The organism is Caenibius sp. WL, from assembly GCF_019803445.1.
Classification (GTDB): domain Bacteria; phylum Pseudomonadota; class Alphaproteobacteria; order Sphingomonadales; family Sphingomonadaceae; genus Caenibius.
Genome location: NZ_CP081844.1, coordinates 2,627,959 through 2,651,230, shown reverse-complemented (window position 1 = coordinate 2,651,230; position 23,272 = coordinate 2,627,959). Strand labels below are relative to the sequence as shown.

The following is a 23,272-nucleotide window of genomic DNA, read 5'->3' as shown; positions in this document are numbered from 1 at the left end:
GCGATGGCCTCATCTGACCCGCTCGCCATTTACAACGCCAAACGCGATTTCCGCAAAACGCGGGAGCCGAAAGGCACGCGCGGCAAAAGTACAGGACATCGCTTCGTCGTGCAGAAGCATGCCGCTTCCCGGCTGCATTACGATTTCCGCCTGGAAATAGATGGCGTTCTGAAAAGCTGGGCGATCACGAAAGGGCCCAGCCTCGATCCGGGCGACAAGCGGCTGGCAGTGCGGACCGAAGATCATCCGCTGAGCTATGGCGGGTTTGAAGGCACCATTCCCCAAGGCGAATACGGCGGCGGGAGTGTGATGCTCTGGGACGAGGGTGATTGGGCGCCGGTCGCAGGGAAAAGCGAACGCGATCTCGAACAGGGGCACCTGCATTTTACGCTGCACGGGCAGCGGATGAAAGGCGAATGGCTGCTGGTCCGCATGAAGCCCCGGCCGGGCGAGAAGCGGGAAAACTGGCTGCTGCGCAAACTTGATGATCGCTATGCCGGCGGAAGCGACGATCTGATCGCGCACGAACTGACATCGATCAAGACCGGGCGCACGATGGCGGAAATTGCCGCCGATGCGGAGGGGCGCGTCTCGCTCAAGGGCAAGAAAGGCAAGGCTTGGGACGCGGCAATGCGCAAGGCGGACAAGGCTGCCGAACGGCAGGCGAAACCGGTGGAGAAAGCGCGGAGAGGTCGCGCCGAAGGGCGCGTTCGAAGTGGTCCGCTGCCCAAATTCAGACCGGTACAGCTCGCTTCACTGGTCAACGCGGTGCCGGCTGGCAACGGATGGCTGCACGAGGTCAAATACGACGGCTATCGCGCGCTGATTGCGGTGGCGGGGAACAAGGTCCGCATCTTCACGCGCACCGGACTGGACTGGACGGAGCGTTACCCCACCATCGCCAAGGCGATGGCGGAACACGGCATTTCTTCCGCGTTGATCGACGGTGAAATCGTCGCTTTCGATGGAAACGGCAATCCCAGCTTCGCCAAACTGCAGGAAGCGCTGCAATCGGGCAGCGGCAAAGTGGCGTTCTTCGCTTTCGATCTGCTCGCGGTGGACGGAAAGGATCTGACGGCACAGCCCCTGATCGAGCGAAAGGAAAGGCTGGCCGCGCTCATCGGGGAAGATGCGGAGGGCCCGGTGCGCTATTCCGATCATATCATCGGCGCAGGTGAGAAGCTGTTTGAGGCCCTGTGCGGGGCGGGGCAGGAAGGGATCATCGCCAAGCAGGTTTCCGCTCCTTATCGTGGGGGACGCTCGCACAGCTGGGTCAAGGTCAAATGCACGCACCGTGAGGAGTTCATTGTCGTTGGCTGGAGTGCGAGCCGTTCGCGTTCCCGCCCCTTCGCTTCGCTGCTTCTGGCCCAGAACAGGAATGGCGATCTAGTCTATAGCGGGCGTGTGGGCACCGGCTTCAGCAGTGCGACACTGGACGATCTGGATGCACGGCTGAAGCGCCTGTTGCGCAAAACACCCCCGCTTGAGGCGCCATCGCCCGCCGCGCGCAGCGTGCATTGGGTAAAGCCGGAACTGGTTGCGGAAATTGCCTATACCGAACGGACCAGAGACGGCATCCTGCGGCATCCCAGCTTCATCGGATTGCGGGAAGACAAACCGGCGGAGCAGGTGCGGGCGGAAGAGCCTATCGCTGCGGTGCCTGCCGAGGATCGCATCACCATCACCCATGCGGAACGGGTGATCTTTCCTGAAAGCGGCGCCACCAAGGGCGATCTGGCGGAATACTACCGCACTATCGGTGCGCTCATGCTGCCATTTGCCGCCTCGCGCCCGATCAGTCTGGTCCGGTGTCCGCAGGGCCGGGCGAAGCAATGCTTTTTCCAGAAGCACGACAGCGGTTCCTTCGGGCCGCATGTGCATCACATCCCGATCAAGGAAAAGGATGGGGGTGTGGAGGACTATCTCTATATCGAGGATCGGGACGGCCTGATCGCGTGTGTCCAGATGGGCACGATCGAATTCCATGGCTGGCAATCGCGCACCGATGCGATTGAGAAACCGGATCGGCTAGTATTTGATCTCGATCCGGATGTCGGCCTCGATTTTGCCGATGTGCGCCGCGCCGCGCGCGATATCTCGCGGACCCTTTCCGATATGGGGCTGGTTAATTTCGCCATGCTGTCGGGCGGCAAGGGGATACATGTCATCGCCCCCCTGACCCCCGGTGCGACCTGGGAAACGGTCAAGGATTTCGCGCAGCGTTTCGCAATGGCAATGGCGGTGCAATCGCCCGAACGCTTCACCGCGACGATGAGTAAGGCGAAGCGGCAAGGGCGGATATTCATCGACTGGCTGCGCAATCAGCGGGGCTCGACTTCGGTCGTTCCCTATTCGGCGAGAGCGAGGCCGGGGGCGACAGTGGCGACCCCGATCGGCTGGGACGAACTGGATGATTACGCCGACGCGAAGGCCTTTTCCATCCGCGATGCGGATCGCCTGCTTTCGCGGGCCCACAAGCTGCGCGGCTGGGGCTTTTGCGATCAGTCCTTGCCCGCGTTCTGACCGGTTTCAATGGCGGGACTGGAGACGCCGGATGGTTGCGTGCATGCCGCCATGGTCTGCGTCGACCCCGTAATCCTGTTCCAGTTTACGGCGGATCGCTTCGATCTGCTCCTCGGTCAGATGCTCGATACCGATGAAGGTGTTCTCCGCGCCTGCCGCCACCCGGATCAATTCGTCGAGCTTGGCCTGAAGCGCTGCCGCATCGCGGTTCTGCGAGTTCTGGACCAGGAAGATCATCAGGAAGGTGATGATCGTGGTCCCTGTGTTAATCACCAGCTGCCATGTCTCGGAGAAATTGAGAAACGGCCCGCATGCCGCCCAAACGGCAACGATCAGCAAGGCGAGCAGAAAAGCGGACGGCTGCCCCGCCAGAAAGGCGATGCGGCCCGCGATACGAGTGAAAAAACGCGTCATATCCTCATTTCCCTAAATGGCGGTGGGTTCGGCATGGATCATGAGCCCGAACGCTGGGCCCAAGCCTTTCTGCCACAGGCCGTGCAGAAATCGGCAACCAAAGTGCCGGCCGCACATTTTCTGAATAACGCGGCGCCATCGCTCTTGGAGAGAACGAGCGCACAAGTGAAGATAATGCCAACGGCAGGAAAGGCCGCCATAGCGGCAGGTTTGTAATGAGTTTTAGAACGCTGGATCAGTTGTATCGCGCGCTGGAGCAGGACGAAAGCGGCCACCTCGCTCATTTCAGCCCCACGCTTGTCAGAGGGGAAGGGGCAAGGCACGCCGCGCTCATGCTGATCGGGGAACAGCCCGGCGATGTGGAGGACCAGCAGCAGCGCCCTTTTGTTGGCCCAGCAGGCAGAGTGCTGGATGCCTGCCTCGATGAGCTTGGTGCGGACCGGTCCAGCCTGTTCTTCACCAATGCCGTGAAGCGTTTCAAATATGTCCAGCGGGGGAAGCGGCGGCTGCATCAGCCCCCGACGCTGGGTGAGATCAAGCATTACCGGTGGTGGCTGTGCGAGGAAGTGCGCCTTGTCGATCCCAAGGTGATTGTCGCTCTGGGCGGGACAGCCCTGGTCGCTCTCACCGGGAAGCGCACGATCAAGCCGGTGCGCGGCAAGGTTCTGGCCTGGGATGGGCGCAAACTGGTGCCCACGGTCCACCCGAGCTACCTGCTTCGCGTGCGCGATGAGGCGGACAGGCATGAAGAGCGGGAACGCTTCACCCGGGATCTGGCAGTGGCGATCAAGGCAGCCACGCAGGCCTGCTGATACCTTTGGGCGTGCGTTTTGCGCCCGGGCTCCTCCCAACTGCGGCGGACCGCGCCCTTCATCCATCCGGCGGTGGAACGGCCAGAGAACCTGAAGCGTTTCCCTTGCGATATTGGAGGATGCCATGGTTGCGAAAGTCGCCCCGGTGCCGGAAGGAAAGTTGCCGGGCCATGAGAGCAAACTGACTCCCAAGCCCGAATGGGAACCGAAGTATCCCGGTTCCGGCAGGCTGGCGGGCAAAGTCGCGCTGATTACGGGCGCGGACAGCGGTATCGGACGTGCGGTTGCGGCTCTTTTCGCGCGCGAAGGCGCCAATGTGGCGATCGCCTATCTTTCCGAACATGACGATGCGGAAGAAACGGCTCGTATTGTCGAGGAGGAGGGGAGCAAGGCCATCTTTCTCTCCGGCGATCTCGGTGATCCGAAATTCTGCGAGCAGGTGGTCGCCAAGACGATCAAGGCGTTCGGGCAGCTGGATATCCTCGTCAACAACGCGGGCGAACAGCACCCCGATCAGGAGATTGAAGACATTTCAGACGAGCAGTTGCAGCGGACTTTCCAGACAAACATCTTTTCGATGTTCTACCTGGTCCGCGCCGCGCGCCCGCATTTGAAAAAGGGGGCGGCGATCATCAATTGCACCAGTGTGGTGAATTACAAAGGGTCGGAGGAACTGCTCGACTATTCGAGCAGCAAAGGCGCCATCACTGCTTTCACCCGCTCGCTTTCCGCCAACCTGATCGAACACGGCATCCGCGTGAACGCGGTGGCGCCCGGGCCGATCTGGACGCCTCTCAACCCCTGCGGCGGGGCGAGTAAGGAAAAGATGAAGACGTTCGGCAAGAATACGCCAATGAAACGCCCCGGCCAGCCGAACGAAGTCGCCCCCAGTTTCCTGTTCCTCGCTTGCGATGACGCCAGCTACATGTCGGGGCAGGTGCTGCACCCCAACGGTGGAACGATCGTCAACGGCTGATCGGAGAGCAGGAGCGATCCTAGCTCAGGAACTTTAACAGTCCGCGTTCGGCGGGCGATAGCCAGCGTGTGCCGCGCAGCAACTTGAGTCTGCGCTTCCGGCTGGCCGTTGGAGGCTTTCCGGCAAATTCGAGCAGTTTGGGATGAATATAGGACTTGCGGGCGATGATCGGGGTGTTGCCCAGACGGCCGGCGACGATTTCGGCCATGGCCTGGGGGCTTAGCTCGCCGTCCGTCTCCACCAGCGCCTCGAACGCTGCCACGCTCGCTCCCCAGGTGCGGAAATCCTTGGCGGTGAAAGCGTCGCCCATGGCGGCACGGATGTAGTCGTTCACATCCGTAGAGCCCACGGTTTGCAGATTGCCGTCCGAGTCGAGAAACTGGAACAGGCGCTGGCCGGGCAAATCCTGCATGTCGCGCACGAACCGTGCAAGGCTGCGGTCGTCGATTTCAAGTTCCTGCTCCTTGCCGCCTTTCCCGCGATAGCGAATCCGCAATCCGGTGCCGCGATGATCGACGTGGCGCATCAGCAATGTGCAGGCGCCGTAGCTGCCGTTGCTTTTCGCGTAGTGTTCGTTGCCGACGCGGATATGCCCGCAATCCAGCAGGCGGACCAGTGCGGCGACTGCGCGCTCCATCGTCAGTTTGCGCTGGCGCAGATCCTTGGCAACGCGTTTGCGCAAAGCGGGCAGGGCTTGGCCGAAGCACAGGCAATTGGCATACTTCTGGCGCTCTTTCCGGGATCGAAATCGGGGGTGGTAGCGGTATTGCTTGCGCCCTCTCGCATCGCGGCCTGTCGCCAGCAGATGGGCGTCCGGCGAAGGGCTGAACCAGGCATCGCTATAGGCGGGTGGCAGGGCAATCGCGTTAAGCCGGTCGATCTCTTCCCGGTCGGTTATGCGATGGCCATGCTCGTCGTAATAGGCCCATCCCCGCTTCAAGGCCTTGCGGGAAATGCCGGGCTGATCCGCATGGACATAGTGCATGGGCGCGCTCAGGCCGGGTTCTTTTCGAGCAGAACGTCTAGGGCCAGTTGCATCACCGCATGCGCCGCTGCGTTGCGGACGGCATCACGCTGTTCACTGGCAAAATCGAACAGGCGCCATCTTTCCGTTCCGTCGGCAGTCGCAACCGCCACGTAAACGGTTCCGGCCTTGTCCTCCCCTTCGTTGTCATCGGCATAGCCGGTGAGGGCAAGGGCAAGATGGGCGTTGGATGCCGCCAGCCCGCCGCTGGCCATGGCTTGCGCCACTTGCGACGACACAGGCCCGAATTCCTCGATCAAGCCGGGATCGACACCGGCAAGCTCGTGCTTCGCCTCGTTGGAATAGGTTACCAGTCCGCGCTCGAAAGCGTGGGAGCATCCGGGAATGTTCGTCAGGATTGCGGATACCAGCCCGCCGGTGCAACTCTCCACCGTCATCACCCGCCACTCACAGGCGTTCAACTCCTTGAGCAAACGGGTTGCTGTCTGAACGGGATCGCCATCGGCCATCGGAACGCCCTTGCCTGTTGAACGGAGCAGGCCCGCACCCGATGCCTGCACAGTATCATATGCTCCGCCACAGGCCTGGTTCCCGTGGCGCGGCTGTATCCACCGCGTTAGCATGGCTCAACGGTCTGCCGGTATTTCGGAACCTTTCATCGGGGTGGCCGGATCAAGCCCGTTCGCCTTCCGTATCATCGCTGCCGGAGCCTGCGGCATGAGCGGCATTCGGCACTATCCCTTGGGTGGCAGGAGAGGCTTATGTCCACTGAGCAGGAACGGGCGGCCGGAAAGTGGGGGATTCTGGGGAAATACGCCTACGGCTGGATTACACTGATCTTCTTTGCGGGCTCTCTTTTCCTTCATTGGTACTTCGGATGGAAATCCTATCTCGCGGAAACATCCGCACATGGGCAACTGGCCGATTTCAGCGAATATTCCGCGCAGATGTTGCGGGATACGTTCGAGAACTGGCAATCGGAATTCCTGCAACTGCTCTGGCAAGTGGTGGGGCTGGCCTATTTCCTTTATCTCGGATCGCCCGCATCGAAGGAAAACGACGACCGGCTGGAAGCGAAGATCGACGCGCTGATCCGTATGCAAGGGGGCGAGGAAGGGGAACGTCTCCTCGAACAGATCGATGAGGTATACCTGCGCACGCACGGCCACGCCCGGCCGCATGCTCACGGCGAACAACCGGGTAAGGGGTAGTAGTCCCTGATCCGCGGAAGCATCAGGCTTCTATACTGCGGCGAAGCAGCCGGCGCGATTATCCGGGCGTGATAAGTTCGCAGCGCACCTCAGGCATCGGGCCAGAATAACGAGCGAGGCGCAGCGCCATTGCACCTTCGCCGTGCCCGAGCGTTTCCAGCCAGTACGTGCCGGGCAGATGCGGATCGCTCTCCGCCAGGGCCAGGCGAACGTGACCGTCCTTGCCGGGCGGGGTGAGATAGCTGCTGGCGAACACGCGGTTGCCGAACCGCCATTCGAGCGATTCCATCCAGAAGTTCATCGGCACAAAGCTCCAGTAAGCACCGGCCGGAGGAGCGAATGTGATGAGCAAAGCCTTCCCCGGCGGCACTTGCCAGTAGCCGGAAAGGTATCGATGGCCTGCCGGAGTGTAGATGTCGCCCGTGTCGTCGAAATGGGTGAGCTGGTTGCGCTTTGCCATGCGATCCTTCGCAGTCCAGCGGGCCCAGGTCTTTACATTCCAGATCGCGAAATCGGCCGCGGCTCCGATCGCTGTCGCAAGCTGGTCGGGCGCGAGAGTGGAGAGTGGTGGGTTGCCGCTGGTCCGGCGGATTTCCAGAGGGCGCGGGCGGTCTTTCCACGGATCGCGCAAATAACGCCGCACCACCAGCGAACTGGCGTCCTGGTCCAGTCGCAAGGCATTCGGACCCTGACCGGTGCGGTTGAGATGCACAGTGAAATTGCCTTCCTTGTCGAGGTTCAGTTGCTCATCGGTGATGCTGGCAATCAGGCGCCGGCGACTTGTCCCTTCCTTGAGCTGGCCGGAATAGACGGTGCATTCAATAAGCGCCGTTTCACGCATGTTTCCGGTCACCACGTAATCGTATTCACCGGAAATCACCGCCACGTCGTAAAGCTGTTCCGGGCTGTCGCCGGCGAACTTGCGAACCCCGTCCCGTGTCTTTTGATGAAACGCGGGGAAAGCGGGATCGGCAAACTGGATGAACTGGTCGATCCCGATCGTCAGATAACGCAGGAACAGACGATAGCCTTCCGCACGATCGATCTGCGTATCCGGCGCTTCGAGTGACGGGAACTCAGCATGGAACTGCCTTATGACATCCGCAAAATGATTCATCGCGGCATCGAGCGCATCGCCAGGAGGTAGGGGAAGCGATTGGGCATGGGCCGATGAGGCGGTAAGAGCGGCCAGACCGATCAGGCCCGCGCCGCCGAAAAAATCGCGCCGGTCGAAATGCGGCTTTTCCATGATGTTCCCCTCCGTGTCCTTTCTCACCCTTGAAAGGACATTCGCCCCTCAGCGGCTCAATTGCTGGAGATCGAACATAGCAAGAGACGGCGGGCGTTCCAGTTCCCATTTCCCGTCTTTCTGGTACAGGGTTTGATGCTCTTCTTCCTCTCGCTCAAGCCGTTCCTGAAAGCCGGGATAGAACGCGAGAATAGAGGGCGACCGTGCCCATGCAGGGATATCGGTGAGCCGGTAGCGATAGGTGACTTCCAGCCTGCTAAAAGTCGTGTCCGGATCGCCGACATTGTCGATCTTCACTTCCGGTCGGCCATAACAAAGCACGGTCTTCTGGTTCTTGAGCACGCCTGTGCCCGGCCTGAACTGCTTTTCGCCTTCGGGTGTCGCGGCGTAGCGGATAACGCGGCGCTGCCCTGAACCCGAATTGGGATCGGCGAGAGACAGTTCCCCCTCCATCCGCAGCAGCCCCGCATCGATGAAGGCCTGCATCTGCTTGCGCCTGTGTTCGGCATCAGCAGGGATATCGTGCGGCAGCGGGAAGAACGGCGTGCATTGCAGATTGGCGTCGAACCAGCCTTGCAGGAGGGTGTGGACCTCGGCCTTGGACGGGGCCGTGATTTCTTCATCGTCCCCGGCAACCCATGCCTCTTCATTGGATGCCGGAGAGGAGCAGCCTGCCAAGGCCAGCAGAACGGCAGGGATCAGGAAACGCGTATGCATCGGGCCTCGCGTGATAGCCGGGACGGCAAGGTTGGGATCACTGTGAAGCTGCGTCCAGTTTCAACGGGATCGAGAGCCCGGGTGCTATGATATCGTCACCGGGATTGTTGTTGTTGAACACCAGTGTCAGTGCCTTCGCATCCTGGGGAACTGCCCCCAGGAACACGAGTTGCCCATCCATCTGCTGACCGCGAATGATATTGAGGCGCGGATTGTCCGTCGGCGGCTTGAGCATCAGCTTGTTGCCTTGCTCATCCTGCAGATAGGTCGGATCGGACGCTAGCGGTATATTGTTGGTCTGGGTCCCGCCATAGGAGGCGCTGACGTTGAGCAGAGTCGCGTCAGTGCCGAGTTCGATCCCCTTTACGCGGACGGTCAGGCCGATCGGCGCGACGCCCTGCGTGTTCAGCGTGATCGTGCGCGCTGCATCGGCGGTTGCCGGAGAAGGAGCATTGCCGGAAACCGGAGCTTCTGCCTGCGGTGGTGCGACTTGCGTCTTGTCAGCTGTGGGCGTTTCCGATGGCGAAGAGCATGCGGTGAGAGCCAGAGTGCAAAGACCAGCGGCAAGCCACTTACCACGCGTCATATATGATCCTTCCCCAAATCGATCGATCTGCCGGGACCTTAGCAGGGTTGTGGATCAAAGGTTCGTTTGCGTCATGATTTCACCGCACTCAATGGCCGCTTCGTCGATGTATTGAGTGTGTCCGGGCATTCGCTATGCCGACGCTTCTTCCGTCCGCCTGCGATCTTCGCGGTCGATGGCAAGGAGGGACACGCCTTTGCTTTCCGCCATGTAGATCGCGGAGATGAGGCTGACGGCCCCCGCGCCGAGGATGTAGAACGCGATCGGCAGCCAATCGTTGTATTCACGCAGAAGCGCGGTGCCGATCAGCGGGGCCCAGGAACCGGCGAAGATCGCCGTGACCTGATAACCCAGCGATACGCCGGAATAGCGCATCCGGGTGGGAAACATTTCGGCCATGATCGCGGGCTGGGATGCATACATCAGGGCATGCACGATCATGCCGATAAAGATGGCGGCGAGAATAATGCCGAGATTGGCGGTCGCGAACATGGGGAAGGCCGCGAAAGGCCAGGCCATCGTCAGCGCCGCGCCGAGGGCATAGACCGGTTTGCGGCCGATCCTGTCGGCCAGCGCGCCGATTGGCGGGATAATCACGACGTGGAGGATATGCGCACAGAACAGCAGGGCGAGGATATCGGTGGTGTCCACGCCGATATGCGCGAGGTAGGTGATCGAGAAAGTGACGACCATGTAGTAGAGGATATTCTCACCCACGCGAAGGCCCATCGCGTTCAGCACGCCGCGTGGGTAGTGGCGGAACACCTCGGTGAGGCCATAGCCTGCGTCCGCACGCTTTTCCGCTTCGGCTTTCGCGGCTTCAAAAATCGGGGAATCTGTGACTTGCGTGCGGATATAGTACCCGACGCCAACGATGATGACCGACAGCCAGAAGCCGATGCGCCATCCCCATGACAGGAACGCCTCGTCCGAAAGCGTGGCGGAGAGGACGAGCAGCACGATAGTGGCCAGCAGATTGCCCAGCGGCACCCCGGCCTGCGGGAAACTGCCCCAGAAAGCGCGGCTGCGATTGGGACTGTGTTCGGCCACCAGCAATACCGCGCCGCCCCATTCGCCGCCCAGCGCAAAACCCTGGATGAAGCGCAGCAACACCAGCAGCACCGGCGCCCAATAACCGATGGTGTTGAACGTGGGCAGGCACCCCATGAGGAAAGTCGATGCGCCGATCAGGATGAGACTGAACTGCAACAGCGATTTGCGCCCGATCCGGTCGCCGATATGCCCGAAAACGATGCCGCCCAGCGGCCGCGCGATGAAGCCGACCGCATACGTAGCGAACGCGGCAATAACACCATCCAGTTCGTTGCCGGTCGGGGGAAAGAACAGCTTGCCGAAAACCAGCGTGGCCGCGGTTCCGTAAAGGAAGAATTCGTACCATTCGACGACCGTTCCGGCCATCGAAGCCCCGACCACTTTGCGCAGGTAAGGCAGGTTTGCCGTTTCTTCGTGTTGCATCGCTTTCCGATCCCATCCCCTTGAACCGTCAGCGATGGCGCAACGACGGGTGCTATGCAAGCCGGTCTGCGGGAATCCGGGCTATGCCGGGAATGCGGAGACGGTTCTCAGCCCGGCGAGGCGCGGTCGATGGCACCGGAATCGAGCAGCGGCGCCGCGTCTATATCGGTGGCGTCCAGCAGATCGCTCAACCGTTCGAGGCTCGCCAGGATCATGGCCTGTTCCCACGGTTTGAGCGTGGCGAACCGTTCGCTGAAGCGCTCCTGCAGCAGGTCCGGCGCGCCGGCCAGGACTGCTTCGCCTTTGGCCGACGCGCGCAAGAGGACCTGGCGCCGGTCGCGCTCCCCCCGTTGCCGGGTGACGAGACCGGCTGCCACCAGCCGGTCGACCAGCGAGGTGATGGTCGGTTGGCTGAAATGCAGCGCTGCCGCGATGGTGCTGGGAATGGCTTCCCGCCGCCGATGGATTTCCTGCAGCACGAGAAGCTGGGAGGCGGTGAGCCCGGTGGCCGTGGCGAGCTGCCGCCCGCCGCGTTCGGCGGCGCGGAGAATGCGGCGCAGCGATCGCAGCGCAAGGTTGGTGATGGGTTCGTCCACACGGGCAGATTTACGGTGGACCACATATTTTCTCAAACGGAATATAATTAAAAATATGAAGGATATATCTGGTTTGTTGGCAGTCTGTTCGAACCCCTTTTTTCTGTCTGACCTTGAAAAATCATAATCTTAGAGGATATATGCACCCGCGATGAGGGAATCGATCCTTCCATGATGTGAAATATACTTCAGGGAGATTAAGCATCTCGAGTGGTGTAGGAAATGTGCTTGCCGCGCTGCCGGACGATGGCGGCGGCACTTTTGAGGAAACTGAGGAAGCAGAGTCCGCCACACGTTTGCGTAGGCCCGTGGCGACCGATGGGCCGGCGATCACGGCCTTGATAGCGGCCTGCCCGCCACTCGATGGCAATTCGGCTTACTGCAATCTCCTGCAATGCACCGATTTTGCAGACACCTGCATCGTGGCCGAACGGAACGGCGCCATTGTCGGCTGGATTTCAGGCTATCGCCTCCCGTCGCGGCCGGAGGAACTGTTCATCTGGCAGGTGGCCGTCGCCGCGCAGGCGCGGGGCGAGCGATTGGCAAGCCGGATGCTCGACCATCTGGTGAGGCGTGCGCAGATCCAGCCCATCGCGTTTCTTTCCAGCACGGTCACGGCCGGCAATCGCGCTTCCTGGGCCTTGTTCGAAGGGTTTGCGCGCAGCCGCCAGGCCCCACTGGAGAAGACGCTTCGCTTCGATCGCACAGCCCATTTCGCCGATGCCCATGACACCGAATGGTGTGCCCGCATCGGCCCCTTCCGCTCCGCAGCCCCTGACAGCGCGGAGCCAAATTCCAGCAAGGAGTCCATCTGATGACCCGCACGCCCAAACCCAGCCACGTTGCGCCCGACACGCGGATTTACGAACGACGGGAATCGGTGGTGCGCAGCTATGCGCGCGCCATGCCGCGCCAGTTCAATCGTGCGGAATCGGTCTGGATGTATGACGGCAACGGCGGCCGCTATCTGGACTTCCTGTCCGGCTGTTCGACGCTCAACTACGGCCACAATCACCCTATCCTGAAACAGGCGCTGCTCGATTACGTGGCGGCTGATGGGATCGCCCATGGGCTCGATCTCCACACCGATGCCAAGCAGCGTTTCCTCGAAACGTTCGAGCGGGTGATCCTCAAGCCGCGCAATCTCGATTATCGGGTGATGTTCACCGGCCCGACAGGGACCAATGCGGTGGAAGCGGCGATCAAGCTGGCCCGCAAGATCACCGGGCGCGAAATGGTGATCGCGTTCACCAACGGCTTCCACGGGATGACGCTGGGCGCGCTGGCCTGCACCGGCAACGCGTCCAAGCGCAGCGGCGCAGGGGTGCCGCTTAGCCATGTGAGCCATGAACCCTACGATGGCTATTATGGCCCGGATGTCGATACGGCGGCGCTGCTGGATCAGCGTCTTTCCGATCCTTCCAGCGGGCTGGACGCGCCCGCCGCGATTCTGGTCGAAACGGTGCAGGGGGAAGGGGGTGTCAACGCCGCATCGCCCGAATGGCTGCGCGCCATCGCCAAGATCGCCCGGCGGCACGGGGCGTTGCTGATCGTGGATGACGTTCAGGCCGGGTGCGGCCGTACAGGTGGCTTTTTCAGTTTCGAGGATATGGGCATTGCCCCGGATATCGTGACGATGGCCAAATCGCTTTCGGGCATGGGCCTTCCGTTCGCGCTCACCCTGTTCCGGCCGGAGCATGATCGCTGGGGCCCCGGCGAACACAATGGGACGTTCCGAGGCAACAACCATGCTTTCATTACCGCCGAAGCGGCCCTGAGGCATTTCTGGAGCAGTGACGCGTTTGCCAGCGATGTGGAGCGGCGTGGTAGGCTGCTGGGTAATCGCCTAGACCGGATCGCCGGGGAAATGGGCCTGTCCACCCGCGGGCGCGGGATGATGCGCGGCATCGATATGGGCTCGGGCGAACTGGCGGCGGCGGTCACGTCGGCCTGCTTCGAACGCGGGCTGATTATCGAAACCAGCGGCGCACACGATGAGATCGTGAAAGTTCTCGCCCCCCTCGTCATCGAGGACGAGGTGCTGAGCGCCGGGCTCGACATCCTCGATCAATGCATCCGCGAAGCCGTCGCCCCGGCGCTTGGCGTGGCGGCAGAATAAGGAGATTCCAGCATATGCTTATCCGCACTCTTGAAGAAACCCGTGCTTCCGAACGCAACGTCAAATCGAACGGGTGGGACAGCGCCCGTCTGCTGCTCAAGGACGATGGCATGGGCTTCTCGTTCCACGTCACGACAATGTACGCGGGTGAGGAACTGGCCATGCATTACCAGAACCATCTGGAGGCGGTGCTGGTCCTTTCCGGCACGGGAACGATCGAAGATCTCGGCACCGGCGAAGTGCACCCTCTGGCGCCGGGCGTGCTTTATGCTCTGAACGCGCACGACCGCCATATCGTGCGGCCGGAAACCGATATCCTGACCGCCTGCGTCTTCAATCCTCCGGTGACGGGCCGCGAAGTGCATGACGAAACCGGCGCTTATCCGGCTGATCCGGAAGCGAAAGTGGCGGCAGCGGTATCCTGAGCGGGCAGAACGAAAGGCGAGCCTCGATGTACGATATCTATCCGTCGCGGCGGCAGGCTGAATCGCGTTTGCTGCCGCGCCTCGATCCGGTGATCCATGGCGAATGGACGCCTGATTGCCCCCTGTCGCGGCACCAGGCGGAACAGTTCGACCGGGACGGTTATCTGGTGCTGGAAGATGTCTTTTCGCCGGAGGAAATGGTCTGCCTGCAGAAGGAGGCGGGGGCGATGCTGGGCGATCCGGCATCATTGGCCCCCGATACGATCATCACCGAGCCCGGCGGAACGGAAATCCGCTCGATCTTTGAAATCCATGTCCAGAACCGCGCCATGGCACGGCTGGCGGCGGATGAACGGCTGGCCGGTGTCGCGCGTTTCCTGCTGGGTGACGAGGTTTACCTTCACCAGTCGCGGCTCAACTACAAGCCGGGTTTCGCGGGGAAGGAATTCTTCTGGCATTCCGATTTCGAAACCTGGCACGTGGAGGATGGCATGCCGCGCATGCGGGCGTTGTCCATGTCTGTCCTACTGAGCGAAAATACGCAGCATAACGGCCCGCTGATGCTGATCCCCGGATCGCACCGGCACTATCTCACCTGTGTGGGGGAGACGCCGGAGGATCATTACAAATCCTCGCTCAAGAAACAGGAATACGGTGTGCCTGACGAGCAGAGGCTGACTGAACTCGCGCATGAACTGGGCATCGTTGCACCGCTGGGGAAGCCGGGCACGATGATCATATTCGATTGCAATGTGATGCACGGATCGAATGGCAACATCACGCCATTTCCGCGTGCGAACGTGTTTCTGGTTTATAATGCCCTTTCGAACCGGCTTCAGGCCCCGTTCGGGGTCGATACGCCCCGGCCGGATTTCATCGCCACCCGCGAACCTATCCCCATCGCGCCGGTGTCCGGTTCGTTGATTGAAGAACTGACGTGATGCACGGCCACCCGGTCCGCACCCGGGTTTTGGCGGCGCTGAGCCGTCGATGCGCAGCGGAGAACGCGGCGTAGCGGGCGATGATTGAATCCCTTCTTCGCGTCCGCAGCCTGCTGACCGCCATTTTCGCGCTGATGGTGGGAAGTGGCTTCCTGACGACGCTGGTCAGCCTCCGCCTGGAACGGGCCGGCAGCGGAACCCTGATGATCGGGCTGGTTTCGACCGCCTATTTCGCGGGGCTGTCCATCGGCGCCTTGCGGGTGGCCCCGGTCGTGCACCGGGTGGGCCATATCCGGGTTTTCGCTGCTGTCGTTTCGCTGTTTTCGGCCAGTACGCTGGCTTATGGCCTGTTCGAAGACGCGTGGTTCTGGGCCTGTTTGCGCTTTGTCGACGGACTGTGCGTGGCGGGCGTATTCGTCTGTCTGGAAAGCTGGTTGAACGAGAAGGCGGATGCCCGGACACGCGGCAGCATCCTCGCCGGTTATATGGTCGCGCTCTATCTTGGGCAGGCGCTGGGGCAGTTCCTGCTCAATCTTGATGTGCAGCAACCCGCAGTCCTGTTCATGGTCGCGTCGCTGGTGATCTCGCTGGCGAGTATTCCGGTGCTGCTGACCCGGATTGCCGCCCCCGCGCCGGGGGAGGCGCAGCCGTTCAACATGGCACGGCTCTATGCCGCATCCCCCCTTGGCGCTGTCGGCGCAGCGATGACGGGGATGATGCTGGGGGCGTTTTATGGGTTGGCGGCGGTCCATGTCCGCAGGCTTGGCCTCGATTTGGCCGCGACGGCGTTGTTCATGAGCACGGTCATCGCGGGCGGGGTGGCGCTGCAATGGCCGCTCGGCCGGTTGTCGGACCGATTCGATAGGCGTGTGGTGATCGTGGGCACTTTCGCCGGGGCCGCGCTCTGCTCGCTTGCTCTCGTGTTCATCACCGGCACGGGTGCGCCCTTGCTGCTGGCAGGGGCTATGTTCGGCGGGGCGAGCTTCGCGCTGTATCCCCTCTGTGTCGCGCATACCAACGACCATCTCGATGACAGCACGCGGGTTGCCGCAACCGGCGGGCTGGTCCTGCTCTATTCCATCGGCGCGGTGCTGGGCCCGATCGGTGGCGCGCTGGCGATGACTGTCGCCGGATCTCAGGGCCTCTTTCTGTTCATCGCCGCCATCGCTGCGGGAATGTTCCTGTTCGGCATCTGGCGGCAGGCCGCTTCGGCCCCGGTCCCGGGGCCTCTCCAGGGGGACTATCAACTGCTGCCGCGCACGACCCCGGTGGTGGCCATGCTCGATCCACAGGCGGCTGATCCTGACGACACTGCACAGGAGCAATCATGACGACCTCTCCCGCCCGTGCGCCCGATGCGACCGGGCCTGTCGGCGCAAGCACGATACGCCGGGCCATCGCCGCCTCGGCCATTGGCAACGCCACGGAATGGTTCGACTACGGCATTTATGCCTATGGCGTGACATACATTTCGGCGGCGCTGTTTCCCGGCGACATGGGCGATGCGGTGCTGTTTGCGTTGGCCACTTTCGCGATCTCCTTCCTCGTGCGCCCGCTGGGTGGAATTTTCTGGGGCCCGCTAGGGGACAGGATCGGGCGCAAGTCCGTGCTGGCGTTCACGATCCTGATCATGTCGGGCGCGACGTTCGCCGTCGGACTGATCCCGACTTATGCCACCATCGGTTTCTGGGCCCCGCTGCTCTTGGTTGTCCTGCGGATGGTGCAGGGCTTTTCGACCGGCGGAGAATATGGGGGCGCGGCGACATTCATGGCGGAATATGCGCCTGACAACAAACGCGGCTTCTACGGCTGTTTTCTCGAAGTCGGGACTTTGGCGGGCTTCTCGCTCGGGGCCATGTTGATGCTCGGTTTTTCGCTGCTGCTCGGCACCGATGCGATGCATGATTGGGGCTGGCGTATCCCCTTCTTGCTGGCCGGGCCGATGGGATTGGTCGGCCTCTATCTGCGCGCGCAAATGGAGGATACGCCCGTATTCCGTGCGCAGGAAGCTCGGGCCGACAGGGCAGTGCACACCACGCCCCCGCTGGGCAAGCTGGTGGTACGGTACTGGCGCCCGCTGATCGTGATGGGTGGACTGGTGGTGGCGCTCAACGTCGCCAATTACACGTTGCTCAGCTACATGCCGACTTATCTGGAGCGGCAAATCGGTCTTTCGGTGGACCAGTCGCTGATCGTCCCGATTGTCGGCATGCTGTTCATGATGCTGTTCCTGCCGGCACTGGGGGCGCTGTCCGACCGGATCGGGCGCAAGCCGCTGTGGTGGATTTCGCTGATTGGCCTGTTTGCGCTTGTCGTGCCGCTGTACATGGTCATGGCGACCGGTGTCTGGGGGGCGATGCTGGGGTTCGTCCTGCTGGGCCTGCTTTATGCACCGCAGCTGGCGATGATCTCGGCGACTTTCCCGGCGCTGTTCCCGACATCGGTGCGTTTCGCAGGGTTCGCCATCGCATACAACGTTGCGACATCGCTGTTTGGCGGCACCGCCCCGGCAATCGGAAGCGGGTTGATCATGCTCACCGGCAATGACCTGATGCCTGCTTTCTACATGATGGGTGCTTGCCTCGTAGGCATGGCGGCGCTGGTGTTCATGCCGGAAACCGCAGGGCAGCCGCTCCACTTCGACAGCTTCACGCAGGAGGCGCATTGATGACATCCCGGCTTTCCTTTCTTCCCGATGGTTTGCAGACCTTGATCCAAAGCCCTGTCGCGCAGGCCGCGCTCGCGATTGCGGGGCTGGCGCTGGTCGCCTGGATCGCGAACTGGATTGCCAAGCAGATCGTGCTGCGGCTGCTTCTGCGCGTGTTGGCGCACCTGCCTTTCCCGGTCGAAGCGCAGCATATCGGTTCGATCGTGGCACGGCTGTCGAACATTCTGCCCGCGCTGATTATCCAGGCGGGCATCGGTGCCGTGCCCCATCTTCCGGCGGGCGCCATCGTGGCGGTGCGCAGCTTCTGCGCGGCGTTCATCATCCTGACTATCGCCATCGCGCTGAGCGGTGCGCTCAATCTCGTGAACGATCTCTACCAACGCCGCCCGGGTGCCGCCAACAGGCCGATCAAGGGTTACGTGCAGGTTGCAAAGCTCGTTCTCTACAGCGCGGCGGGCATCCTCATCATCGCGGCGTTGATGGATCGTTCGCCGTTCCTGCTGCTGTCGGGCCTGGGGGCGATGGCCGCCGTGCTGATGCTGGTGTTCAAGGACACGATCCTTTCGCTGGTGGCATCGGTCCAGATCGGCTCGAACGATATGGTCCGGGTGGGCGACTGGATCGAAATGCCGCAATTCAACGCCGATGGCGATGTCATCGATATCGCGCTGCATACGGTGAAAGTGCAGAACTTCGACAAGACGATCACCACCATCCCGACGCATCGCCTGATCGACGAAAGTTTCCGCAACTGGCGCGGCATGGCGGAATCGGGCGGGCGGCGCATCATGCGTTCGATCAAGATCGACCAGAACAGCGTGCGCTTCCTCGATGTGCGGGATTTCGAGAGCCTTTCCCGCTTTCAGCTCCTGCGCGATTACCTTCAGGACAAGACCGACGATATCGAGCGCTGGAACACCAGTCAGGGCATCCGGCAGGACGTGGATGCGCGCCGATTGACGAATATCGGCACCTTCCGTGCCTATATGCTGGCTTACTTGCGGTCACGCGCGGATATCGCGGACGACAAGACGCTGCTGGTCCGCCAACTGGCGCCGAGCGAACATGGCCTGCCGTTGGAGATCTACGCTTTCGCCAACACCACGGAGTGGGGGCCGTACGAGAGCATCCAGGCCGATATCTTCGACCATTTCCTGGCGATCCTGCCCGAATTCGGCTTGAGGCTGTTCCAGCAGCCGACGGGGCGGGACTTGGCGCAAATGCTGGAGGAACGGAGTACACGCGAAGTCGCGTGACCGCGCTAAAGCCGGGTCGGGCATTGTATCCTGAGATTTTTCCCCTGATAAGGAGATAGGGCGGCGGGCAGGCTGGGAAGAGGCAATGGACGATGATGCGAGGGCTCTCTGGCTTGCCAGACATATCCTGCCCCACGAATTCGCCATACGCAAAGCGATCCGGAAATGGCATCTTCCCGATGGCCTGGAAGTGGAAGACATCATCCAGGAATCCTATGCCAAGATCGCCGGTCTTCCCTCCGTTGCGCATATCCTGACCCCCAGAGCCTATTTCATCCAGATTGCCCGGTCCATTGTCCTGATCCATGCGCGGCGCGCGAAACTGGTGTCGATCGAAGTGCTCGCGGATATGGAGCAGTTGCGCATATCCGATGATGCGCCATCGCCCGAAATACACGTTTCGGACAGGGAGCAATTGCGGCTGCTGGCCCGCGCGGTGGAGCAGATGGGAGAACCGCATCGGACGGTTTTCACGCTGCGCATGATTCATGATCTTTCGCACAGGGCCATCGGCCAGAAGCTTGGCCTGTCGGAAAATGCCGTCCAGAAGATGCTTGCCAGGACACTGAATACGCTCGCGCACAAAATTGGGCGCGGCGGAAACAGGGGGGCTCGTGCATCTGTGGATTCGGATAGCAAGCGTGATCAGCAAAGCTGAAGATGATCGCCACGATGAACGACAACCAGATCAATCAAACGGCATTCGACTGGATTGCCCGGATCGACGGCGGCCTTAACCCCGCCGAAGAGACGCAACTGGCCGCATGGCTGGCGGCGGATGCGCGGCATTACGGCGCTTACATGCGTGCGAAAGCGGTGTTTGGCCAGGCGGGGCGAATCAAGGCCTTTGCCCATTTGCCCGATCCGGATGCCTGGGGCCGCTATCTCCACACCGAAACCGACAACGAGCCCGAAGACATGGCGCGCGAGGAGACGGCTGTTCCCGCGCCCAAGGTGTCCAGGCGGGCATTTCTGGGCGGTTTGGGGGGTGTGGCCGCCGTTGGCATGGCCACAGCCTTTTTCGCGACAGGCCAGCCCGCACGGGCGCTGACCTTTCAAACGGGGCTGGGGGAAAGGCGCGATATCCGGCTGGCGGATGGGACGAGGGTTGCCCTGAACACGAGTTCGAAACTGCGGGTGCTGTTCGATGAGATGTCGCGCACCGTGGAACTGGTCCACGGGGAAGCATTATACGATGTCGCGCCCGACAGGCAGCGTCCGTTCCTCGTCAAAGCCAAGGGATTCGATGTGCGTGCCGAAGAAGCGAGCTTCGCCATCCAGCAATTGCCGAATAAGCGCCCGCAACTGCTGGTGACGGAGGGGACGGTGGATCTCACCCCCGTTCACGCCACCCCGCTTGCCGTGGCTGCGCCCACCAAAATCCTGTTCCTCACCGGAAATCGCCTTTCCGGGATGACGCTGAGCCGCGAAGCGATGGATCGCGAATTGCTGTGGCGGGAAGGCAAGATCGCTTTCGAGGATACCCCTCTACGGACCGCGATTGCAGCCTTCGGGCGCTATGAGCCGGTGCGGATCGATGTCGACGATCCGCGAATGCTGAACCGGACGGTCAGCGGCGTTTTCTCGTCCGACGACCCCATGGGGTTCGCCAGGGCGGTGGCGGAACTGTTCGACCTGCAGGCCAGCCTTGAAGGCGGCGCGATCACGCTGCGAAGAAAAAGATAAAAAATCTGCTGGTGGGAAGGCGGATTGTCCGGTGGCGAGCATCCTTCTCTTTAACGGACCTGAATGGGCCGATGAGGGGAGAGGGTATGAACGGATTGAAAGTGGCTCTGGCCTGCGGCGTGTTTGGTGGCAGTCTGGCTTGGGTATCGCCCGCATGGGCCCAGCAGCGGGATTTCGATTTGCCCGCGATGCCCGCGAACAAGGCGATCCAGACCTTTGCGCAGCAGGCCGGAGTGGATGTGATCGCTCCGGGCGAAACGCTGCGCGGGGTGACGACCAATCCGGTGAAAGGTACGGCAGATGTGCACGATGCGCTCGATCAGATGCTGCGCGGCACGCCGCTGGAAGCGCGCAAATCGGGAGAGCGCACCTATCTGATCAAGGCGGCGCCACAGCGCCCGCAGAAAATCGCCTATACCGCACCGCCAGCCCCAGTGGCTGCCGTGGCCACGGCCCCTGCAGTTGTGGAAGAAGCGCCGACCAGAAGTGGTGCCGGGCTGTCTGAAATCATCGTGACCGCACAGAAGCGGGAGGAATCGCTCCAGGATACGCCGATTTCGATCGCTGTCATGAGTGCTGATGATTTGCAGAATCGTGGCATCGGATCTCTGAGCGATCTTTCCACCGGGGCCGTGCCGTCGTTACGTGTAACTCCAACCGCCGGTCGCCCCTCATCCATGACCGTGACCATGCGTGGGATCAGTCCGGGTGATGCCACGCAGATCAGCCGTGACCCGACTGTGGGTATTTATGTCGATGGGGTCTATCTCGGCCGGGTACAGGGGCTTGGGTCGGAACTGTTCGACCTTGAAAGGATGGAAATCCTGCGCGGCCCACAGGGTACGTTGTTCGGGCGCAACGCGGTCGGCGGCGCAATCAGCATGGTGTCGAAGCGTCCGACAGGCGAGCTGGGCCTTGATGTTACTGCCGGAATATCGAACTGGAAGGGACGCAGTATACGCGCCCATCTCAACCTTCCCGAGATTGCAGGTTTCAAGATCAAGCTGGACGGTCTGTGGAACAAGCGTGACGGGTGGGTGAAGAACCCGCTGGCTGGCGCTTCGGACTGGTATGATGTGGACAGGCGCGGCGGGCGGGTCAGCGTGTTGTGGCAACCCGCGCCCAATTTCGAACTTTATTATTCTTTCGACAAATCACGCGATAATTCGGTGATCGGCTATACGCAGATCGGGGATCTGCTCAAAGGTGCTGCCCCCCTTCCGCCGATTTTTTCGGTGGAGGACAAGCGGGTGCGAAAGGGACGCGCCGGGGTTGCACTCGAGCCGAGCGTTGCCAAGGTCTCTGGCCATAGCCTGCAGGCAAAATGGGATATTACCGACAATCTGACATTACGGTCCATTACCGCCTATCGTAAACTTTCACAGGAACAATATGATAACAACGGGATGTTGTTGCGGCCTTATGCGCCAAACGGCACATTCTCGCGGCTGAGCTATGCCGATGTGAACCAGGATCAGTTCAGCCAGGAAATCCAGTTTCTTGGGTCGTTCGATAACCTCCAGTTCATTCTCGGCGGATTCTATTTCAAGGAAGACGCGGACGATCTTGCTTTCGGCCCGTTCTCGGCGCGGTTCAACAGCGATGGCACCGGGTACACGCTCCTGCCCGTCGTTTTGGGCGGGGCGAGCTATCCGGATAGGGCCGCCGATGTTTTTGCACGTTCGAAAGCGATTTTCGGACAGGCAACCTATACACCGCCCATTCTCGACGAACGGCTGCACCTGACGGCAGGCCTGCGTTGGACGCATGATCGGCGGTATGGCTCATTAACGCGAGCACGCGGCGCGGTGATCGATATTCCGTTCCGGTTTGCGTCAAAGCGTATCGATCCAGCCTTCACGGTGGCTTTTGACTGGACGGATGCGGTCAACACCTATGTGAAGTGGGGACGGGCCTATCGCGCCGGTGGCGCCAATTCGCGTTCTGTCACATATCGCCCGTTTGCCGAGGAGCAGGTCTCTACATGGGAAATCGGGGCCAAGACGGAACTGTTCGACCGGCGTGTTCGGTTCAATATCGCCGCCTATCATACCCGCTACAGCGGTCGGCAGGTCGATTTCGTCAATCCGGCCAACCCATCAAACTATGAGACTCTCAACACTCCTAAGCCGACGACCATCAAAGGTCTCGATGTCGACCTGACTGCGCGCATCGCGACTGGCCTGACGCTTTCGGGAAGCTATTCCTTCACCGACTGGGAAGCGGCGGTGGATGTGAATCCGTTCAGCATGGCGATTCAGCGGGGGGTTGTCCTCTACACACCGAAACATTCGGCATCGCTGGCTCTCGACCATGAGTTTTCTCCCTTCGCAGGGGCCGTGCTCGCCACCCATTTCGACGCGGTCTATTCGAGCAGTTTTTATACCGGTGGATCAACCTCTCCGACCACGGGCGCCTATGCCATGCTCAACGGCCGCATAACCCTGCGCGATCTGGACATCGGCGGCGGTAACGCGAAGCTGGCGCTTTCGCTGTGGGGCAAGAATCTGACGAATGCGGAATTCAGATCTTTCCAGGTCGCCGTTGCAGGCCCCGGCCTTGCGAACATCAACAATGTCTTGTTCAATGAACCCCGTACCTATGGGCTTGAAGCACGAATAACGTTCTGACC

General features: G+C 61.3%; 22 protein-coding genes. 14 read left to right on the top strand and 8 right to left on the bottom strand.

All coding sequences use genetic code 11. From position 1 onward, the window contains the following. Positions 1 to 3: 3 nt before the first annotated feature. Positions 4 to 2,523 carry a DNA ligase D gene (gene ligD, locus K5X80_RS12670; RefSeq protein WP_222558082.1) on the top strand — a complete coding sequence of 840 codons (2,520 nt, stop codon included), beginning with the start codon at positions 4 to 6 and terminating at the stop codon, positions 2,521 to 2,523. Positions 2,524 to 2,529: 6 nt separating this feature from the next. On the opposite strand, the gene K5X80_RS12665 is transcribed toward ligD, so the two are convergent. Continuing rightward, positions 2,530 to 2,937: a low affinity iron permease family protein gene (locus K5X80_RS12665; protein WP_222558081.1), complete on the bottom strand. Its 408-nt coding sequence runs from the start codon at positions 2,935 to 2,937 to the stop codon at positions 2,530 to 2,532. Between the two features lie 215 nt (positions 2,938 to 3,152). On the opposite strand from K5X80_RS12665, the gene K5X80_RS12660 reads away from it, so the two are divergent. After that, a complete protein-coding gene (locus K5X80_RS12660) occupies positions 3,153 to 3,749 on the top strand; it encodes a UdgX family uracil-DNA binding protein (protein WP_222558080.1) in 597 nt (198 codons plus the stop codon). Positions 3,750 to 3,873: 124 nt separating this feature from the next. Further along, complete coding sequence (locus K5X80_RS12655) at positions 3,874 to 4,725, top strand: SDR family oxidoreductase (RefSeq protein ID WP_222558079.1); 852 nt, start codon at positions 3,874 to 3,876, stop codon at positions 4,723 to 4,725. A 19-nt stretch (positions 4,726 to 4,744) separates the two neighbouring features. Here the strand turns inward: K5X80_RS12655 and K5X80_RS12650 are convergent, their stop codons facing one another. Together K5X80_RS12650 and K5X80_RS12645 are read right to left on the bottom strand one after the other, a co-directional pair. Next, positions 4,745 to 5,710, bottom strand: coding sequence for a DNA topoisomerase IB (locus K5X80_RS12650; protein ID WP_222558078.1), 966 nt, complete (start codon positions 5,708 to 5,710; stop codon positions 4,745 to 4,747). Between the two features lie 8 nt (positions 5,711 to 5,718). Then, positions 5,719 to 6,270: a CinA family protein gene (locus K5X80_RS12645; protein ID WP_261390526.1), complete on the bottom strand. Its 552-nt coding sequence runs from the start codon at positions 6,268 to 6,270 to the stop codon at positions 5,719 to 5,721. Between the two features lie 201 nt (positions 6,271 to 6,471). On the opposite strand from K5X80_RS12645, the gene K5X80_RS12640 reads away from it, so the two are divergent. Then, positions 6,472 to 6,921, top strand: a complete 450-nt coding sequence (locus K5X80_RS12640; protein WP_261390525.1) for a DUF6766 family protein — start codon at positions 6,472 to 6,474, stop codon at positions 6,919 to 6,921. Between the two features lie 58 nt (positions 6,922 to 6,979). On the opposite strand, the gene K5X80_RS12635 is transcribed toward K5X80_RS12640, so the two are convergent. The 5 genes from K5X80_RS12635 to K5X80_RS12615 form a co-directional block, all read right to left on the bottom strand. Then, entirely contained in the window at positions 6,980 to 8,170 is a 1,191-nt protein-coding gene (locus K5X80_RS12635) for a hypothetical protein (RefSeq protein ID WP_222558077.1), read from the bottom strand. A 48-nt stretch (positions 8,171 to 8,218) separates the two neighbouring features. Then, complete coding sequence (locus tag K5X80_RS12630; RefSeq protein ID WP_222558076.1) at positions 8,219 to 8,887, bottom strand: SEN1982 family lipoprotein; 669 nt, start codon at positions 8,885 to 8,887, stop codon at positions 8,219 to 8,221. A gap of 37 nt (positions 8,888 to 8,924) precedes the next feature. Further along, the gene (locus K5X80_RS12625; RefSeq protein ID WP_222558075.1) at positions 8,925 to 9,473 is read right to left on the bottom strand and encodes a hypothetical protein; all 549 of its coding nucleotides are present in this window, start codon (positions 9,471 to 9,473) and stop codon (positions 8,925 to 8,927) included. A gap of 132 nt (positions 9,474 to 9,605) precedes the next feature. Next, a complete protein-coding gene (locus K5X80_RS12620; RefSeq protein ID WP_222558074.1) occupies positions 9,606 to 10,949 on the bottom strand; it encodes an MFS transporter in 1,344 nt (447 codons plus the stop codon). A 107-nt stretch (positions 10,950 to 11,056) separates the two neighbouring features. Further along, complete coding sequence (locus K5X80_RS12615; RefSeq protein ID WP_261390524.1) at positions 11,057 to 11,545, bottom strand: MarR family winged helix-turn-helix transcriptional regulator; 489 nt, start codon at positions 11,543 to 11,545, stop codon at positions 11,057 to 11,059. Between the two features lie 296 nt (positions 11,546 to 11,841). Here K5X80_RS12615 and ectA point away from each other — a divergent pair, with 296 nt between their 5' ends. From ectA to K5X80_RS12565, 10 genes are all read left to right on the top strand, one after another. Beyond that, on the top strand, positions 11,842 to 12,360 hold the full coding sequence (ectA, locus tag K5X80_RS12610) for a diaminobutyrate acetyltransferase (RefSeq protein WP_222558073.1): 519 nt from the start codon (positions 11,842 to 11,844) through the stop codon (positions 12,358 to 12,360). Next, positions 12,360 to 13,664 (top strand): diaminobutyrate--2-oxoglutarate transaminase, encoded by a 1,305-nt coding sequence (ectB, locus tag K5X80_RS12605; protein WP_222558072.1) that lies wholly within the window; start codon positions 12,360 to 12,362, stop codon positions 13,662 to 13,664. Before ectA ends, ectB begins: the two co-directional genes overlap by 1 nt. A 14-nt stretch (positions 13,665 to 13,678) precedes the next feature. After that, the gene (locus tag K5X80_RS12600) at positions 13,679 to 14,089 is read left to right on the top strand and encodes an ectoine synthase (RefSeq protein WP_222558071.1); all 411 of its coding nucleotides are present in this window, start codon (positions 13,679 to 13,681) and stop codon (positions 14,087 to 14,089) included. Positions 14,090 to 14,115: 26 nt separating this feature from the next. Further along, complete coding sequence (gene thpD / locus K5X80_RS12595) at positions 14,116 to 15,030, top strand: ectoine hydroxylase (RefSeq protein WP_222558070.1); 915 nt, start codon at positions 14,116 to 14,118, stop codon at positions 15,028 to 15,030. Positions 15,031 to 15,110: 80 nt separating this feature from the next. Next, the gene (locus K5X80_RS12590; protein ID WP_222558069.1) at positions 15,111 to 16,361 is read left to right on the top strand and encodes an MFS transporter; all 1,251 of its coding nucleotides are present in this window, start codon (positions 15,111 to 15,113) and stop codon (positions 16,359 to 16,361) included. After that, positions 16,358 to 17,698 carry an MFS transporter gene (locus tag K5X80_RS12585; protein ID WP_222558068.1) on the top strand — a complete coding sequence of 447 codons (1,341 nt, stop codon included), beginning with the start codon at positions 16,358 to 16,360 and terminating at the stop codon, positions 17,696 to 17,698. The genes K5X80_RS12590 and K5X80_RS12585 overlap by 4 nt, the downstream gene beginning before the upstream one ends. After that, positions 17,698 to 18,954 carry a mechanosensitive ion channel family protein gene (locus K5X80_RS12580; RefSeq protein WP_222558067.1) on the top strand — a complete coding sequence of 419 codons (1,257 nt, stop codon included), beginning with the start codon at positions 17,698 to 17,700 and terminating at the stop codon, positions 18,952 to 18,954. The genes K5X80_RS12585 and K5X80_RS12580 overlap by 1 nt, the downstream gene beginning before the upstream one ends. Positions 18,955 to 19,039: 85 nt before the next feature. Continuing rightward, positions 19,040 to 19,612, top strand: a complete 573-nt coding sequence (locus K5X80_RS12575) for an RNA polymerase sigma factor (RefSeq protein WP_222558066.1) — start codon at positions 19,040 to 19,042, stop codon at positions 19,610 to 19,612. Positions 19,613 to 19,614: 2 nt separating this feature from the next. Then, entirely contained in the window at positions 19,615 to 20,640 is a 1,026-nt protein-coding gene (locus tag K5X80_RS12570; RefSeq protein WP_222558065.1) for a FecR family protein, read from the top strand. A gap of 86 nt (positions 20,641 to 20,726) precedes the next feature. Continuing rightward, positions 20,727 to 23,270 carry a TonB-dependent receptor gene (locus K5X80_RS12565; protein WP_222558064.1) on the top strand — a complete coding sequence of 848 codons (2,544 nt, stop codon included), beginning with the start codon at positions 20,727 to 20,729 and terminating at the stop codon, positions 23,268 to 23,270. The last annotated feature ends 2 nt before the right edge of the window (positions 23,271 to 23,272 follow it).

What these genes read in the sequence shown, in the direction of transcription:
- K5X80_RS12635 (WP_222558077.1), bottom strand. Translation starts at nt 8,170, where the DNA reads ATGGAAAAGCCGCATTTCGACCGGCGCGATTTTTTCGGCGGCGCGGGC.
- K5X80_RS12565 (WP_222558064.1), top strand. Translation starts at nt 20,727, where the DNA reads ATGAACGGATTGAAAGTGGCTCTGGCCTGCGGCGTGTTTGGTGGCAGT.
- K5X80_RS12620 (WP_222558074.1), bottom strand. Translation starts at nt 10,949, where the DNA reads ATGCAACACGAAGAAACGGCAAACCTGCCTTACCTGCGCAAAGTGGTC.
- K5X80_RS12650 (WP_222558078.1), bottom strand. Translation starts at nt 5,710, where the DNA reads ATGCACTATGTCCATGCGGATCAGCCCGGCATTTCCCGCAAGGCCTTG.
- K5X80_RS12600 (WP_222558071.1), top strand. Translation starts at nt 13,679, where the DNA reads ATGCTTATCCGCACTCTTGAAGAAACCCGTGCTTCCGAACGCAACGTC.
- K5X80_RS12590 (WP_222558069.1), top strand. Translation starts at nt 15,111, where the DNA reads ATGATTGAATCCCTTCTTCGCGTCCGCAGCCTGCTGACCGCCATTTTC.
- K5X80_RS12660 (WP_222558080.1), top strand. Translation starts at nt 3,153, where the DNA reads ATGAGTTTTAGAACGCTGGATCAGTTGTATCGCGCGCTGGAGCAGGAC.
- K5X80_RS12655 (WP_222558079.1), top strand. Translation starts at nt 3,874, where the DNA reads ATGGTTGCGAAAGTCGCCCCGGTGCCGGAAGGAAAGTTGCCGGGCCAT.
- K5X80_RS12640 (WP_261390525.1), top strand. Translation starts at nt 6,472, where the DNA reads ATGTCCACTGAGCAGGAACGGGCGGCCGGAAAGTGGGGGATTCTGGGG.
- K5X80_RS12575 (WP_222558066.1), top strand. Translation starts at nt 19,040, where the DNA reads ATGGACGATGATGCGAGGGCTCTCTGGCTTGCCAGACATATCCTGCCC.
- K5X80_RS12580 (WP_222558067.1), top strand. Translation starts at nt 17,698, where the DNA reads ATGACATCCCGGCTTTCCTTTCTTCCCGATGGTTTGCAGACCTTGATC.
- K5X80_RS12630 (WP_222558076.1), bottom strand. Translation starts at nt 8,887, where the DNA reads ATGCATACGCGTTTCCTGATCCCTGCCGTTCTGCTGGCCTTGGCAGGC.
- ligD (WP_222558082.1), top strand. Translation starts at nt 4, where the DNA reads ATGGCCTCATCTGACCCGCTCGCCATTTACAACGCCAAACGCGATTTC.
- K5X80_RS12570 (WP_222558065.1), top strand. Translation starts at nt 19,615, where the DNA reads ATGATCGCCACGATGAACGACAACCAGATCAATCAAACGGCATTCGAC.
- K5X80_RS12665 (WP_222558081.1), bottom strand. Translation starts at nt 2,937, where the DNA reads ATGACGCGTTTTTTCACTCGTATCGCGGGCCGCATCGCCTTTCTGGCG.
- K5X80_RS12585 (WP_222558068.1), top strand. Translation starts at nt 16,358, where the DNA reads ATGACGACCTCTCCCGCCCGTGCGCCCGATGCGACCGGGCCTGTCGGC.
- thpD (WP_222558070.1), top strand. Translation starts at nt 14,116, where the DNA reads ATGTACGATATCTATCCGTCGCGGCGGCAGGCTGAATCGCGTTTGCTG.
- ectB (WP_222558072.1), top strand. Translation starts at nt 12,360, where the DNA reads ATGACCCGCACGCCCAAACCCAGCCACGTTGCGCCCGACACGCGGATT.
- K5X80_RS12625 (WP_222558075.1), bottom strand. Translation starts at nt 9,473, where the DNA reads ATGACGCGTGGTAAGTGGCTTGCCGCTGGTCTTTGCACTCTGGCTCTC.